This window comes from Klebsiella sp. GL120222-02, from assembly GCF_003097195.1.
GTDB lineage: Bacteria > Pseudomonadota > Gammaproteobacteria > Enterobacterales > Enterobacteriaceae > Klebsiella > Klebsiella variicola.
Genome location: NZ_QEQO01000003.1, coordinates 184,583 through 200,224 on the forward strand (window position 1 = coordinate 184,583; position 15,642 = coordinate 200,224).

Below are 15,642 nucleotides of genomic sequence, written 5' to 3' on the forward strand. Positions count from 1 at the left end.
TCACCCGCGTGTTCTTCTTGAATTATCACCCAAAGAAAGCGCTAACAGCTTAACCCTCGTGCAATCCGCACTCGCGTTTAAGCCCGAAGAACCGGGTCTCTTCTTCTGCCATGCCCGGCTCCCATTTGCGCGTGGTGTGGGTATCGCCTACCGACAGATAGCCCTGATCCCACAGCGGGTGGTATTTCAGCCCGTGCTTTTGCAGGTACTGATACACCGTCCGGTTATCCCAGTCGATAATCGGCAGCACCTTGAACACCCCGCGCTGGATAGCCAGCACCGGTAAGGTCGCCCGGCTACCGGACTGCTCGCGGCGCAGACCAGCGAACCAGGTCTGGGTATTGAGCTCTTTCAGCGCCCGGTTCATCGGCTCGACTTTGTTGATCTCATTGTATTTCTCAATGCCCTCAACGCCCTGCTCCCACAGCTTACCGTAACGCGCCTCCTGCCAGGCGGCGCTCTCCTGCGCCCGATAGACCTTCAGGTTCAGCTTGAGCTTGTCGGTTAACTCATCGATAAACTGATAGGTTTCCGGAAACAGATAGCCGGTATCGGTGAGGATCACCGGAATATCCGGGCGCAGCTGGTTCACCAGGTGCAGACTCACCGCCGCCTGAATGCCAAAGCTGGAAGATAAAGCATACTCGCCAGGCAGATTTTCCAGCGCCCACGCTACGCGTTCTTCGGCGCTGAGCTTCTCCAGCTTCGCATTGGTCTCCGCCAGCGCCAGGATACGTTCCACTTTCGGCAATGCATTAAGCGCGTTTAGATCGAGTACGGACATATAAACCTCGTTTGCCTGTTTTACCGGGCGGCACTGCGTTTGCCCGGCCTACGGGTTTTACAGGCCCGGGTCGCTACGCGCCACCGGGCACCAGGATGTTATTCCCAGAAATCGCGGGCTGGGTCGAGCACCGGGCGAATGATGCCCGCACGCACCGTAAAGTCGCCGAAGCCTTCACCCGCTTCGCGCTCTTTCGCCCAGCGCCCTACCAGTTCGTCTAGCGAGTCGAGAATTTCCGACTCGGTAATATTCTCACGGTACATCCGCGGGATGCGGGTGCCGCTGCGGTTACCGCCAAGGTGCAGGTTGTAGCGCCCCGGCGCTTTGCCCACCAGTCCCACTTCCGCCAGCATCGCGCGGCCGCAGCCGTTCGGGCAGCCGGTGACGCGGGTGACGATATGCTCATCGCTCACGCCGTGCTTGTTCATCACCCCTTCCACCTTGTCGATAAACGACGGCAGGAAACGTTCGGCTTCCGCCATTGCCAACGGGCAGGTCGGGAAGGAGACGCAGGCCATCGAGTTTTCGCGCTGCGGAGTAACGGCATTCATCAGACCATGATCCCGCGCCAGCTTCTCGATCCGCGCCTTCTGATCTTCCGGTACGCTGGCAACGATCAGGTTCTGGTTGGCAGTGATGCGGAATTCGCCTTTATGGATCTTAGCAATCTCCAGCAGGCCAGTCTTCAGCGGACGACCCGGATAATCGAGAATGCGGCCGTTTTCAATAAACAGCGTCAGGTGCCATTTGTCATCAATCCCCTTCACCCAGCCGATGCGGTCGCCGCGGCCGGTGAATTCGTACGGGCGGATCGGCTCAAACTTAATGCCGGCCCGGCGCTCCACTTCCGCCTTGAAGGTTTCGACGCCAACGCGCTCAAGGGTGTACTTGGTTTTCGCATTCTTACGGTCGGTACGGTTGCCCCAGTCGCGCTGGGTAGTCACGACCGCTTCCGCCACCGCCAGAGTATGCTCCAGCGGCAGATAACCGAATTCGCTCGCCGTGCGGGCGTAGGTTTTCTTGTTGCCGTGTTCGATAGAGAGACCGCCGCCCACCAGCAGGTTAAAGCCTACCAGCTTGCCATTTTCGGCAATCGCCACGAAGTTCATGTCGTTAGCGTGCAGATCGATATCGTTCTGCGGCGGGATCACCACCGTGGTTTTAAACTTACGCGGCAGATAGGTCTGACCGAGGATCGGCTCTTCGTCAGTAGTGGCGACCTTTTTCTGATCCAGCCAGATCTCGGCATAAGCGCGGGTACGCGGCAGCAGATGCTCGGAGATCTTTTTCGCCCACTCGTAGGCCTCAGCGTGCAGCTGCGACTCGTACGGGTTGGAGGTGCACAGCACATTACGGTTCATATCGTTGGCGGTGGCCAGCGCGTCCAGCCCCACCGAGTGCAGCATCTGATGCACCGGCTTGACGTTCTTTTTCAGAATGCCGTGGAACTGGAACGTCTGCCGGTTGGTCAGACGAATACTGCCGTAAATGGTGTTGTCCGCGGCAAACTTATCGATCGCCTTCCACTGGGTGGTGGTGATCACCCCGCCCGGCAGACGGCAGCGCAGCAGCATCGCATGGCGCGGCTCCAGCTTCTGGGCGGCGCGTTCCGCGCGGATATCGCGATCGTCCTGCTGGTACATGCCGTGGAAACGGATCAGCAGGAAGTTATCGCCTTTAAAACCGCCGGTCAGACCGTCGTTTAAATCTTCCGCAATGGTGCCGCGCAGGTAGTTGCTCTCAAGCTTCATGCGCTCGGCATCGGTCAGTTTACCTTCGACCACTAAAGGCCCCGGATGTTTTTCGCTCATTAGTAGACATCTCGCTGATAACGGCGCTCAACGCGCAGCTCACTTAAAAATTCGTCCGCCGCTTCGGCGTCCATCGCGCCGTATTCGGCAATCACTTCCAGTAACGTATGTTCCACGTCTTTCGCCATACGATTGGCGTCGCCGCAGACATAAATGTGGGCGCCATCATTGATCCAGCGCCACAGCTCGGCTCCCTGCTCGCGCAGTTTGTCCTGCACGTAGACTTTTTGTTGTTGATCGCGGGACCAGGCCAGATCGATACGGGTCAGCAGACCTTCCTTCACATAGCTCTGCCACTCTACCTGATAGAGGAAATCTTCAGTGAAGTGCGGGTTGCCGAAGAACAACCAGTTCTTGCCTTGCGCCCCGTCCGCTGCGCGCTGCTGCATAAAGGCGCGGAACGGCGCAATGCCGGTGCCCGGGCCAATCATGATCACCGGCGTCTCCGGGTTAGCCGGCAGACGGAAGTTGTCATTGTGTTCAATAAAGACGCGGACTTCGCCATCTTCTTCCACGCGGTCGGCGAGGAAGCTGGAGGCACCGCCAGCCCGGGCGCGGCCTTCTATTTCATAGCGCACCACGCCCACGGTGACATGCACTTCGCTCTCCACTTCCGCCTGTGAGGAGGCAATGGAGTACAGGCGCGGCGTCAGCGGACGCAGCAGACCGATTAACGCCTCGGCGTCCAGCTGTGCCGGCGAGAAACGGACCATATCGACGATAGGCGTCGCAGCGGCATACTGCTGCAGCTGAGCTTTATCGCCCACCAGCGGCAGCAGCGATTCGCTGCGGGTCAGGGTGGCGTAGTTTTCGACGATAGTCGCGGTGTTAACCGTCAGCTCAAAATGCCACTCCAGCGCTTCCGCCAGCGGCAGAGTTTTGCCATCAACGGTTACCGGCTCGTCGCCCTTCAGCCACAGCAGCTCCACCAGCTCTTTGACCAGTTGAGGATCGTTTTGATACCAGACGCCCAGCGCGTCGCCCGGCTGATAGCGCAGACCGGAATCACCGAGGTCAATTTCGATATGGCGCACATCTTTTTCGGAATCGCGGCCAGTGATTTTCTGGTTGACCGACAGGGTCGCCGACAGCGGAGCCTCTTTGGTGTACGGGCTGGTATGGATGTCGTTCACCGCGCCGCTGGTGGCCAGCTGGGCGGGCGCGGCAACTGGCGCACGGGCTTTCAGCACCTCAACGACGCGCGCGCGCCATTCCGCAGCCGCGGTCTGATATTCGACGTCGGCATCGACGCGATCGAGCAGGCGTTCCGCGCCGAGCTCGGCCAGCTTGCTGTCGAAATCTTTGCCAGACTGGCAGAAGAATTCATAAGAAGTATCGCCGAGGCCAAAGACAGCGAACGCGGTCCCGTCCAGCTTCGGCGCTTTTTTCGAGAACAGGAACTTATGCAATGCGACCGCTTCTTCCGGCGGCTCACCTTCCCCCTGGGTGGACGTCACGACCACCAGCAGTTTTTCCGCAGCAATTTGTTTGAATTTATAATCGCCTGCATTCACCAGCTTCACGTTCAGCTTCGCTGCCAGCAGATCGTCGCGCAGCGCTTCGGCGACGCGGCGGGCGTTGCCGGTTTGCGAGGCGGAAATCAGCGTGATCGAGGGCACCTCAGCGGCCTGGGCAGGAACGGCCACAGCCGCGCCGGACTGCTGATTCAGCACGCCCCAGAAATAGCCAGACACCCAGGCAAGCTGAGTGGGCGTGAAGTCAGTGGTGGCCGCCTGAAGGCGCGCCAGTTGCTCCGGGTTGAGCGGCAGCAAGTTGGAAGGTGTGGCCTGTGTCGTCATGCGTCGTTTGTTCCAGTAAGCAAAGCTGTTGTTCGCGCCCTGTCAGCGCGACAAAAACAGAAGAGAATAGAAGGGTAACGGTGCTGATAGTAACAATTAAAGAAGGGATGGAAATAATAAATAACCAAATGGACTAACCTGTTTTAGTTGTAGTTATTAACAACAAAATCGATTAAATAACCACATGAAATATAACCATTTAATTCAGATAACCCAGATAAATGTGTCCATTTTCTGTTCAGGGCCGTTTTAGTTAATGCGAAAAAATGTGCTTTCCGGTACCCTACGGCGGTTTTTTTCGTCCTGTTGAGAGTCAATGATGTCCACCACGCTGTTTAAAGATTTCACCTTCGAAGCCGCCCACCACCTGCCGCACGTCCCGGAAGGACACAAATGCGGTCGCCTGCATGGCCACTCCTTTATGGTGCGTCTGGAGATCACCGGTGAAGTCGATCCCCATACCGGGTGGATCATGGATTTTGCCGAGCTGAAGGCCGCCTTCAAGCCGACATACGATCGCCTGGACCACTATTATCTGAACGATATCCCCGGTCTGGAAAACCCCACCAGCGAAGTGCTGGCGAAATGGATCTGGGATGAGATGAAACCGAGGGTACCGCTGCTGAGCGCCGTGATGGTCAAAGAGACCTGCACCGCTGGCTGCATCTATCGCGGCGAGTAAGCGAAAAAAAAGCCCGGTCAGTACGCTGCCGGGCTTTTTTTTATCAGGCAATATTCAAATATTTGTGCGTCTGCATGGACAGGCGCCAGTTACGGGCGATGCAGGTGTCGATACACAGGCGCGTCGCGTCTTCTTTCTGACTGATCGGCTGCAGGGCGATGATCCGCGGTTTGTCATCGCTCAGCGTTTCCAGCAGTTCGTCCAGCGCTTCGATGTCGCGGACGCGCCCTACCGGATGCTTGATCTCATCCGCCCGCTGCAGAGCCTGCGACAGCACATCATACCCACCACGCATATTAACCTTCGGGGATACCGTCACCCAGGTGTTGTGGCTGCAGCGCACTTCATGGGTGCCGCTGGTTTCAATCTGACAGCTAAAGCCGTTTTGTTCCAGAAGCGAGGTTAACGGCGTTAAATCATGAATGCAGGGTTCACCGCCGGTAATGACCACGTGGCGGGCAGTCCACCCCTGGCGCCCAATAATCGCCAGCAGATCCTCGCTGCTTGCCGGCCCCCACTTATCGCTCTCTTTGGTTTTCGCCAGGATGCTGAACAACGACACTTCCCGATCGGCCAGCTTGTCCCAGGTATGCTTAGTGTCGCACCACGCGCATCCTACCGGGCATCCCTGCAGACGAATAAAAATGGCAGGCACGCCGGTGAAGTAACCCTCGCCTTGCAGGGTCTGGAACATCTCGTTAATCGGGTACTGCATAGTCATCTCTGTTTAGGGTCATAAACGTCCATTATCGCAGATTTCAGCGCACAGGTCTTGTCCTGCGCTGCGATCCCTTTTTTACCCCTTCGTCAATATCCGTGTCGGGAATAATATTATTGATTAAAGAAACAATCTTTTCTTTTGGCTTAATTTATTAGCATGATAAGAATTAAAATAATTAATATTCTGACACGTGGACTGAAAATGTGTAACAGAAAATGTTATTCCTGTCATTCAGGATAAAATAAAAGGTCCAGACAGCAAAATAAAAAACCTTAAAATACAGTGATGTACAAACTGATACATGAAAGAGTGAATTATCTGGCCGAGCTGCGAGTCCAATTCAATCCGCCGGTGATAATAACCTTAAACTGGTCTTAATAAATCCCTGATCGGGCCCCTTCTTTATTTAATCGTCGTTTACTTTTGCCCGCCTAGAATCCCGCAGACCAACCATAATGAGATAGCGTTTATGACCACATTATTAATTACCGGCGTTACGGGGTTTCTGGGCGGTGCCGCGTTAGAGAAAATACTCCATCAGGAAACCCGGTTAGATCTGCTACTGCTCGTGCGTGCTGATAGCCCCGAGGCAGGCCTCGAACGGGTCAAAGAGAACATGCGTAAGTTCAACATCGCCGAGGAGAAGCTGGCGATGCTTCACCCGCAGCATATCCTGCTGGGCGATCTCGCTTCTCCGGAGCATTTTCTTAACGATCCGCGCCTCGATCAGGTGACGCATGTCCTCAACTGCGCCGCTGTCGCCTCGTTTGGCAGCAACCCGCTCATCTGGAAGGTTAACGTTGAGGGTACGCTGCGCCTGGCGCAACGGATGGCGCAGGTTGAGGGTCTGCAGCGTTTTCTGCACGTCGGCACAGCGATGTCATGTTCGCCTGAGCCGGATTCACTGGTCGCCGAAAGCGCGGAGTTTCGGGAACGCGCTGAGCACCTGGTGGAATACACCCACTCGAAATCAACCATCGAGCAGTTGATGCAGCAGCATTGCCCTACACTGCCGCTGGTCATTGCCCGCCCTTCTATCGTGGTGGGTCATACCCATCACGGCTGCCGGCCTTCCAGCAGTATTTTCTGGGTGTTCAGCATGGGGCTGATGCTGCAGAAATTTTTATGTTCCATGGAGGACCGAATCGATGTCATCCCGGTGGACTACTGCGCTGATGCCCTGCTGATGCTGCTTAACCAGCCGCTGGCTCACGGCGAAGTGGTGCACATCTCTGCCGGGGAGGAGAATAGCGTGAAGTTTGCCGAAATCGACCGGGCGATGGCTCAGGCCCTCGAACAGGCCCCGGTGGGGGATAAGTACGCCCAGGTCAGCTATGACACGCTGGTCAAAATGCGTCGTGAACTGAAAGGGATATTTGGGCCATGCAATGAACGTCTGATGCTGAAAGCCATGCGCTTATATGGCGCGTTCGCTACGTTGAATGTGCGCTTTAGTAACGACAAGCTGTTGAGCATGGGAATGCCAAAACCACCGCGTTTTACGGATTACATCGACCGCTGCGTGGAGACCACTCGCGGGCTGTCGATCCCCCAGCAAATGGCCGTCGATTTTAAATAATCGCCGACGAGGTAAAAAAAATGCCAGCCCTGAGGCTGGCATTATTATTTCACAAAGACAGGATTATGCCTGGCCTTTGATCTCTTTACGACCGTTGAACGGCGCTTGCTCACCCAGCGCTTCTTCGATACGAATCAGCTGGTTGTATTTAGCAACGCGGTCAGAACGGCTCATAGAACCGGTTTTGATCTGGCCTGCAGCGGTACCGACAGCCAGGTCAGCGATGGTCGCGTCTTCAGTTTCGCCAGAACGGTGAGAGATGACAGCGGTGTAGCCAGCGTCTTTCGCCATCTTGATGGCAGCCAGAGTTTCGGTCAGAGAACCGATCTGGTTGAATTTGATCAGGATGGAGTTAGCGATGCCTTTTTCGATGCCTTCTTTCAGGATCTTGGTGTTGGTTACGAACAGGTCGTCACCAACCAGCTGGATTTTGTCGCCCAGTACTTTGGTCTGGTATGCGAAACCGTCCCAGTCAGATTCGTCCAGGCCATCTTCGATGGAGACGATCGGGTACTGTTTGGTCAGGTCTTCCAGGAAGTGAGTGAACTCTTCAGAGGTGAACGCTTTGTTGCCTTCGCCAGCCAGAACGTATTTACCGTCTTTGTAGAATTCAGATGCTGCGCAGTCCATCGCCAGGGTGATGTCTTTGCCCAGCTCGTAGCCAGCAGCTTTAACCGCTTCAGCGATAACAGCCAGTGCTTCGGCGTTAGAACCCAGGTTCGGCGCGTAGCCGCCTTCGTCACCAACGGCAGTGTTCATGCCTTTGGACTTCAGCACTTTCGCCAGGTGATGGAACACTTCAGAACCCATGCGTACGGCTTCTTTCAGGGTCGGCGCGCCAACCGGCTGAATCATGAATTCCTGGATGTCGACGTTGTTGTCAGCGTGCTCACCACCGTTGATGATGTTCATCATCGGAACCGGCATGGAGTATTTGCCCGGAGTGCCGTTCAGTTCCGCGATGTGCGCGTACAGCGGCAGGCCTTTGGACGCTGCAGCTGCTTTGGCGTTTGCCAGAGAAACAGCCAGGATAGCGTTCGCACCGAAGTTAGATTTGTTTTCAGTACCGTCCAGGTCGATCATGATCTTGTCGATGCCAGCCTGATCTTTAGCATCTTTGCCCAGGATTGCCTGAGCGATCGGGCCGTTTACCGCAGCAACAGCTTTGGTTACGCCTTTACCCAGGAAACGGGATTTGTCGCCATCGCGCAGTTCCAGCGCTTCGCGGGAACCAGTAGAAGCACCTGACGGAGCAGCTGCCATACCGACGAAACCACCTTCCAGGTGTACTTCGGCTTCAACAGTCGGGTTACCACGGGAGTCGATGATTTCACGACCGATGACTTTAACGATTTTGGACATTAGGTTTTCCTCAGTACAAGTTAAACTAAAACTCCAGACAAACAATGCACCCAGTTGGGTGCATTGCCGTTCTAACTCTTTTACTTCGCCTGACGCTTCTGGTACTCGCTCGCGGCTTTCACAAAGCCAGCAAACAGCGGGTGCCCATCACGCGGCGTCGAAGTAAACTCCGGGTGGAACTGGCAGGCAACAAACCACGGATGGTTCGGCACTTCGATGATCTCGACCAACTGATCATCCCCGGAACGGCCCGCAACGCGCAGACCAGCAGCTTCAATCGGTTTCAACAACATGTTGTTGACTTCGTAGCGGTGACGATGGCGCTCGGTGATGGTCGGCTCGCCGTACAGCTGGCGCACCAGAGATTCATCATCCAGCTGGCACTGCTGTGCGCCCAGGCGCATGGTGCCGCCCAGATCGCTCTTCTCGGAGCGGACTTCAACGTTGCCATCTTCGTCACGCCATTCGGTAATCAGGGCCACAACCGGGTATTTACAGTCTGGCACAAATTCCGTCGAGTTGGCGTTTTCCATACCCGCTACGTTGCGCGCGAACTCAATCAGCGCAACCTGCATACCCAGGCAGATGCCCAGATAAGGAATATTGTTCTCACGCGCATAGCGCGCGGTGGCGATCTTACCTTCCACACCGCGGTAGCCGAAGCCGCCCGGGATAAGGATAGCATCTAAATCCTTGAGGATTTCGACGCCGCGCGTTTCCACATCCTGCGAATCGATCAGCTTGATGTTGACGGTCACGCGGTTTTTCAGACCACCGTGTTTCAGCGCTTCAATCACCGACTTGTAGGCATCCGGCAGTTCAATGTACTTACCGACCATACCAATGGTGACTTCGCCTGCCGGATTGGCTTCTTCATAGATTACCTGTTCCCATTCGGCCAAGTTTGCTTCCGGACAAGTTAAGCTGAATCGTTTACAAATATAATCGTCCAGCCCCTGAGATTTCAACAGGCCCGGAATTTTATAAATGGAATCGACGTCTTTCAGAGAAATCACAGCCTTTTCCGGAACGTTACAGAACAAAGCAATTTTGGCTCGTTCGTTGGCCGGAACCGCGCGGTCTGAGCGGCAGATCAGGATATCTGGCTGGATACCGATGGAGAGCAGCTCTTTCACGGAGTGCTGGGTCGGCTTGGTTTTGACTTCGCCCGCAGCGGCCATGTACGGCACCAGGGTCAGGTGCATAAACAGGGTATGCTCGCGGCCGATTTCTACCGCCATCTGACGAATGGCTTCGAGGAACGGCAGGGATTCGATATCGCCTACGGTACCGCCGATTTCCACCAGTACGACGTCATGGCCTTCGCCGCCCGCCAGTACGCGCTCTTTGATAGCGTTGGTGATGTGCGGAATAACCTGAACGGTGGCACCCAGATAGTCGCCACGGCGCTCTTTACGCAGTACGTCGGAGTAGATACGGCCGGTGGTGAAGTTGTTGCGACGCGTCATCTTGGTACGGATGAAACGCTCATAGTGGCCCAGGTCCAGATCGGTTTCTGCGCCGTCTTCAGTAACGAACACTTCCCCATGCTGGATTGGGCTCATGGTGCCCGGATCGACGTTGATATACGGATCCAGTTTCATGATGGTCACGTTGAGACCACGGGCTTCAAGAATGGCTGCCAGGGAGGCTGCGGCAATGCCTTTACCCAGAGAGGATACGACCCCGCCGGTCACAAAAATATAGTTCGTTGTCATGCTGAACCTGAGAAGTTAGGGTAAAACGATGGAATAACCAGGACGGGAAAGTAGTATACCCGAACATGCGTGACGCCACAAACTTTCATTCTTCCCCTCCCCTTCGTTCTTCAAGTTGCACCTGTGTTGCGACTCGAACAACTCGAAGAGGCAGGCTACATGGTGTTTCAACGACATAACGGAAAGAGAAAATAGACGCTTTTGGCGAAATGTTTTTGACGTAAATCAAGCGCTTGTTATTTATAAAATCACACAAATCGCGCTTGATCACGAAAACCCGTTAGAGATCAGTTTCCTGGCGTTTTACTTCCTGCCACACTTCTTCCATGGTATCGAGGTCGATGCCGGTCATTTCCAGGCCGCGGGCGGCGACAATGCGCTCGACCTCGCGGAAGCGACGCTCAAATTTGAGGTTTGCTTTCTGCAGCGCCACCTCGGCTTTGACCCCTAAATGACGGGATAAATTCACCGTGGCGAACAGCAGATCGCCCACTTCCTCTTCCAGTTTTGCTTCATCCACCACCGCCTGCTGCGCTTCATGCATCACTTCATCAATTTCTTCATGCACCTTGTCGAGCACCGGTCCCAGCGAGGTCCAGTCGAAACCGACCGCCGAGCAGCGGCGCTGGATTTTGTGCGCGCGCATTAGCGCCGGCAGGCTATGGGGAATATCGTCCAGCGCCGAGTGCTGGGCTTTTTCCGCTCGCTCCGCGCTTTTGATCTGCTCCCAGCGCGCCAGGACTTCGCTGCTGTTTCCTGCGGTAGCATCAGCGAAAATATGGGGATGGCGACGCTCCAGCTTGTCGCTGATGGCAGCGCAGATATCGTCAAAGTTAAAGCGTCCCTCTTCCTGCGCCATTTGCGCATAGAACACCACCTGGAACAGCAGATCGCCCAGCTCACCGCGCAGGTCGTCAAAATCTTCCCGCTGGATAGCATCGAGGACCTCGTAGGTCTCCTCAAGGGTGTAAGGGGCGATAGTGGCAAAGGTCTGCTCTTTATCCCACGGGCAGCCGTTTTCCGGGTCGCGCAGGCGCTTCATAATGCCGAGCAGGCGGTCGATTTGGGTCATGTGAGGATCCTGGAAATGTAAAAAATGGTAGAAATTGATATCGGTTTGCAACTTTTGAGCCCGGGAAAAGCGTTTTTCACGTGTGACTCCAGCGTACTTTGCGCTCCCGGTAAATGTTCTGCCATATGTCTCCTGTGGTACAGGGAGCGCACAGGAGGCGGCCAGTCGCCGCCGCCCCCTGTACCCCCGGGCTCCGGCCAGCAAAATCGCCACTGCGTGGTACCTTCGACTTATCCCTGCAGGCTTCGGGTCGGGCCGAGGCAGCGTCCCTGCAAAACACGGCCCTCAGCCCGCATCCATGCGGGCTGCCCCTGCCTTCCGGGAACGTCTCAGCGATTTTGAGGCCGCCAACGCCGGCAGTTTCAGCAGCCATTGCCTCAGCGGTCATTCATTGACCTGGCCTGGAGAGGGCTTAACCGCCGTGCAGACGGCGCGCGTCAATGACATCGGGCACCTGGTTCAGCTTACCGAGCACCCGGCCCAGCACCTGCAGGTTGTAAATCTCAATGGTCATATCGATGGTTGCCAGCTGCTGACGGGTATCGCTGCGGCTGGCGACACCCAGCACATTCACCTTCTCATTGGCGAGGATGGTGGTGATATCGCGCAGTAAACCGCTGCGATCGTTCGCCTCCACCCTGACCACCAGCGAGTAGCCCGCCGAGTAGCTTTCACCCCATACCGCATCGACGATGCGCTCCGGAGCATGCGACTGCAGTTCAGCCAGCTGATCGCAGTCGGCGCGATGCACGGAAATCCCGCGCCCCTGGGTGATAAAGCCGACGATCTCATCGCCCGGGATCGGCTGGCAGCAGCGGGCAATATGGTGCATCAGGTTGCCTACCCCTTCCACCACCACCCGGCCATTGTCCTTGGTGCGGTTCTGTGGGGCGTAGGTTTTCTGCTGCAGCTGCTTCAGCGCGGCCGCATCCTGCTCAGCGGCGCTCGGTTTATTGAACTGCGCCTGCAGGAAATTGACCATCTGGTTGAGACGGATATCGCCGCCGCCAATGGCAGCCAGCAGTTCATCGAGCTCGTTGAAGTTGTAGCGCGGCAGCAGGTGTTTTTCCGCATCCTTAAGACTGATGCCCAGATGCTCCAGCTCGTCGTCGAGGATCTGCCGACCAGCGAGAATATTCTTGTCGCGGTCCTGTTTACGGAACCAGGCGTGGATCTTCGAGCGTCCGCGACTGGTGGTCACGTAGCCGAGGTTAGGGTTCAGCCAGTCGCGGCTCGGGTTCGGCTGCTTCTGGGTAATAATTTCAATCTGATCGCCCATCTGCAGCTGATAGGTGAACGGCACGATACGGCCGCCAATTTTGGCGCCGATGCAGCGATGGCCGACGTCGCTGTGGATATGGTAGGCAAAGTCGAGCGGCGTCGACCCCGCTGGCAGGTCCACCACGTCGCCTTTCGGTGTAAAGACATACACCCGATCGTCGAAAACCTGACTGCGCACTTCGTCGAGCATTTCGCCAGAGTCGGCCATCTCTTCCTGCCAGGCAATCAGCTTACGCAGCCAGGCGATGCGGTCCTCATAGCCACGGCCACCGCCGGTGCCCGCTCCCGCCCCCTCTTTGTACTTCCAGTGCGCAGCCACGCCAAGCTCAGCATCTTCATGCATCTGCCGGGTGCGAATTTGAATCTCCACCGTCTTGCCGCTCGGGCCCAGCACCACGGTATGAATAGACTGATAGCCGTTGGGTTTCGGGTTGGCCACGTAGTCATCGAATTCATCCGGCAGGTGGCGATAGTGGGTATGGACGATCCCCAGCGCGGCGTAACAATCCTGCAAACGCTCGGCCACGATGCGCACCGCGCGAACGTCAAACAGCTCGTCAAACGCGAGGTGTTTTTTCTGCATTTTGCGCCAGATGCTGTAGATGTGCTTCGGCCGGCCATAGACTTCCGCCTTGACGCCTTCGGCTTTCATCTCCGAGCGCAGGTGACCGACGAACTCGTCGATGTAATGCTCACGGTCGATACGGCGTTCGTGGAGCAGTTTAGCAATGCGCTTGTATTCTGCCGGATGCAGATAACGGAAGCAGTAATCTTCCAGCTCCCACTTCAGCTGGCCGATACCTAAGCGGTTCGCCAGCGGCGCATAGATATTGGTGCACTCTTTCGCCGCCAGCACGCGTTCATCTTCCGGCGCGTCTTTGACCTCGCGCAGATGCGCGATCCGCTCAGCAAGCTTGATGACCACGCAGCGGAAATCGTCAACCATCGCCAGCAGCATGCGGCGAATGTTATCCACCTGCTCGGAAGATACCGAGTCGTTATGGGTGGCTTTTAGCTGGCGGATAGCGGCCATGTCCCGCACCCCGTGAATCAGGGTCACGACCGATTTACCCACGCTCTCCTGCATGACCTCTTCACTAACGACTTCACCGTCCGCCAGTGGGAACAACAGCGCCGCGCGCAGCGTATCGAGATCCATACTCAGGGTGGACAGAATCTCCACCATTTCGACGCCACGCCACAGCAGCAGGTCTGCCTGCGGGTGTCCTTGCGTTTTTTCGCGACAATAATCCCAGGTTTCGGCTAAGCGCTCACACGACTGCTGGCTGGAAATCCCCAGACTCGCGATCCATTTCTTCGGGTCAAATTCACCAGCTTTATTAAGATGTGCACTTCTTACCGCAACCATTGTCCTCTCCTTAAGGGACCGGCCTGCCGAAGTCGGCAAGCCTCAACTTTCTACATGTCATCCTGCAGGTCGCGTCAGCATTGACGGCCAGGGTGGCTCTTCTGCGACGTTGTGAATGACCTTATGTAAGCCTGCGCTCAAACAACACCATTGATTCCAGATGACCGGTATGCGGGAACATATCCAGCATCGCCAGGCGTTGAATCTGATATCCAGCCTGCAACAGGGTTTCGCTGTCTCGCGCCAGCGTCGCCGGGTTGCAGGAAACATACACCACCCGCCGCGGTGCCAGTTTTATAATATGCGGCATCACGCCCGGCGCGCCGGCGCGGGCCGGGTCCAGCAGCACTTTATCAAAGCCGTGCTTCGCCCAGGCCTGACGGGTGACATCCTCTTCCAGATTTTCATGGAAGAAAGTGACATTTGATAAACCATTGAGGGCGGCGTTTTCCCGCCCCTTTTCTACCAGCGCGGGCACCCCTTCCACCCCCACCACGTGGGCGGCTCGCGTCGCCAGCGGCAGGGTAAAGTTACCCATCCCGCAGAACAGATCCAGTACCCGGTCCTCTGGCTGCAGATCCAGCCATTCCAGCGCAGTACGCACCATCTGCTGATTCACGCCGTCGTTGACCTGGATAAAATCCCGCGGACTGAACACTAAGCGTAGTCCGTCTGAGGTATACCATGGCGCTTCGCCATGAATATGTTCCAGTATCTCGCTTTGCGGCGCGAGGTACAGGGAAAGACCGTGAGTTTGCGAAAAGCGTTCCAGTTTTTCCCTGTCGCCCGCTGGCAGGGCAGCGGTATGGCGCAGCACCATCAGCGGGCCGTTGTCCGCCTGCACCAGCTCGACGTGACCGAGGTGGCGTAATGCGCTCAGCGCGCTTAAGCACTCGCGCACGGCAGGCAGCAATGCCTCAAGTTGGGGCACCAAAACAGGGCATTGCACCACATCGACGATCGCTTTGGCGTTGGCCTGGCGAAAACCCATCTGCAATTGTTGGGTCTTTGGCTGATAATTCAAGCTTAAGCGCGCGCGACGGCGGTAGCCCCACGGCACGCCGGCGATGACCTCATCCACCTCACGCTTCATCAGCCGCGCCAGCGCGGCACGTTTACTTTGCTGCTGAAGCGCGACGCTGGCATGCTGCTGTTGGCAGCCGCCGCAGACGCCAAAATGCGGGCAGCGCGGCGCCTGGCGCTGCGGGCTGTCGGTTAGACGGCGTTTCACCTGGGCGCGGGCGTACTGTTTTTTGTCTTCCACCAGCACCACCTCGGCCTGCTCCTGCGGCAGCACACCGCTCACGAACAGCGCCTTTCCCTGGTGGCGGGCAACGCCCTGACCAAAGGGATCGAGGTCATTGACTGTAACGGTTATGATCTGGCGCGTCGTCACACGCCGTTTTGCAGAGTAGAATTGCGCCATCGTAGAGAGTTGTCTCAATCAAATAAAACGAGCTCGTT

11 protein-coding genes are annotated in these 15,642 nt (G+C 56.4%); 2 read left to right on the forward strand and 9 right to left on the reverse strand.

Annotated features, from left to right (window positions below):
• Positions 1-49: 49 nt before the first annotated feature.
• From cysH to cysJ, 3 genes are all read right to left on the reverse strand, one after another.
• Entirely contained in the window at positions 50-784 is a 735-nt protein-coding gene (cysH, locus tag N438_RS10840) for a phosphoadenosine phosphosulfate reductase (protein WP_008806238.1), read from the reverse strand.
• Positions 785-882: 98 nt separating this feature from the next.
• Positions 883-2,595 carry an assimilatory sulfite reductase (NADPH) hemoprotein subunit gene (gene cysI, locus N438_RS10845; protein ID WP_008806239.1) on the reverse strand — a complete coding sequence of 571 codons (1,713 nt, stop codon included), beginning with the start codon at positions 2,593-2,595 and terminating at the stop codon, positions 883-885.
• Positions 2,595-4,394: an NADPH-dependent assimilatory sulfite reductase flavoprotein subunit gene (gene cysJ / locus N438_RS10850; protein ID WP_012540733.1), complete on the reverse strand. Its 1,800-nt coding sequence runs from the start codon at positions 4,392-4,394 to the stop codon at positions 2,595-2,597. Before cysJ ends, cysI begins: the two co-directional genes overlap by 1 nt.
• Positions 4,395-4,710: 316 nt before the next feature.
• Between cysJ and queD the strand changes: the two genes are divergently transcribed.
• Complete coding sequence (gene queD, locus N438_RS10855) at positions 4,711-5,076, forward strand: 6-carboxytetrahydropterin synthase QueD (protein ID WP_012967329.1); 366 nt, start codon at positions 4,711-4,713, stop codon at positions 5,074-5,076.
• Between the two features lie 43 nt (positions 5,077-5,119).
• Here the strand turns inward: queD and queE are convergent, their stop codons facing one another.
• A complete protein-coding gene (gene queE / locus N438_RS10860) occupies positions 5,120-5,791 on the reverse strand; it encodes a 7-carboxy-7-deazaguanine synthase QueE (RefSeq protein WP_008806241.1) in 672 nt (223 codons plus the stop codon).
• 475 nt (positions 5,792-6,266) lie between these two features.
• Here queE and N438_RS10865 point away from each other — a divergent pair, with 475 nt between their 5' ends.
• The gene (locus N438_RS10865) at positions 6,267-7,376 is read left to right on the forward strand and encodes an SDR family oxidoreductase (RefSeq protein WP_008806242.1); all 1,110 of its coding nucleotides are present in this window, start codon (positions 6,267-6,269) and stop codon (positions 7,374-7,376) included.
• A 63-nt stretch (positions 7,377-7,439) separates the two neighbouring features.
• Here N438_RS10865 and eno read toward each other — a convergent pair whose 3' ends face one another.
• The 5 genes from eno to rlmD all read right to left on the reverse strand — a co-directional run bounded on the left by eno (position 7,440) and on the right by rlmD (position 15,604).
• Positions 7,440-8,738: a phosphopyruvate hydratase gene (gene eno, locus N438_RS10870; RefSeq protein WP_008806243.1), complete on the reverse strand. Its 1,299-nt coding sequence runs from the start codon at positions 8,736-8,738 to the stop codon at positions 7,440-7,442.
• Positions 8,739-8,818: 80 nt separating this feature from the next.
• A complete protein-coding gene (gene pyrG / locus N438_RS10875) occupies positions 8,819-10,456 on the reverse strand; it encodes a CTP synthase (glutamine hydrolyzing) (protein ID WP_008806244.1) in 1,638 nt (545 codons plus the stop codon).
• A gap of 280 nt (positions 10,457-10,736) precedes the next feature.
• Positions 10,737-11,528, reverse strand: a complete 792-nt coding sequence (gene mazG, locus N438_RS10880) for a nucleoside triphosphate pyrophosphohydrolase (RefSeq protein WP_047666880.1) — start codon at positions 11,526-11,528, stop codon at positions 10,737-10,739.
• 412 nt (positions 11,529-11,940) lie between these two features.
• Positions 11,941-14,178: a GTP diphosphokinase gene (relA, locus tag N438_RS10890; protein WP_008806246.1), complete on the reverse strand. Its 2,238-nt coding sequence runs from the start codon at positions 14,176-14,178 to the stop codon at positions 11,941-11,943.
• Between the two features lie 121 nt (positions 14,179-14,299).
• A complete protein-coding gene (gene rlmD / locus N438_RS10895; RefSeq protein ID WP_008806247.1) occupies positions 14,300-15,604 on the reverse strand; it encodes a 23S rRNA (uracil(1939)-C(5))-methyltransferase RlmD in 1,305 nt (434 codons plus the stop codon).
• Positions 15,605-15,642: the final 38 nt, after the last annotated feature.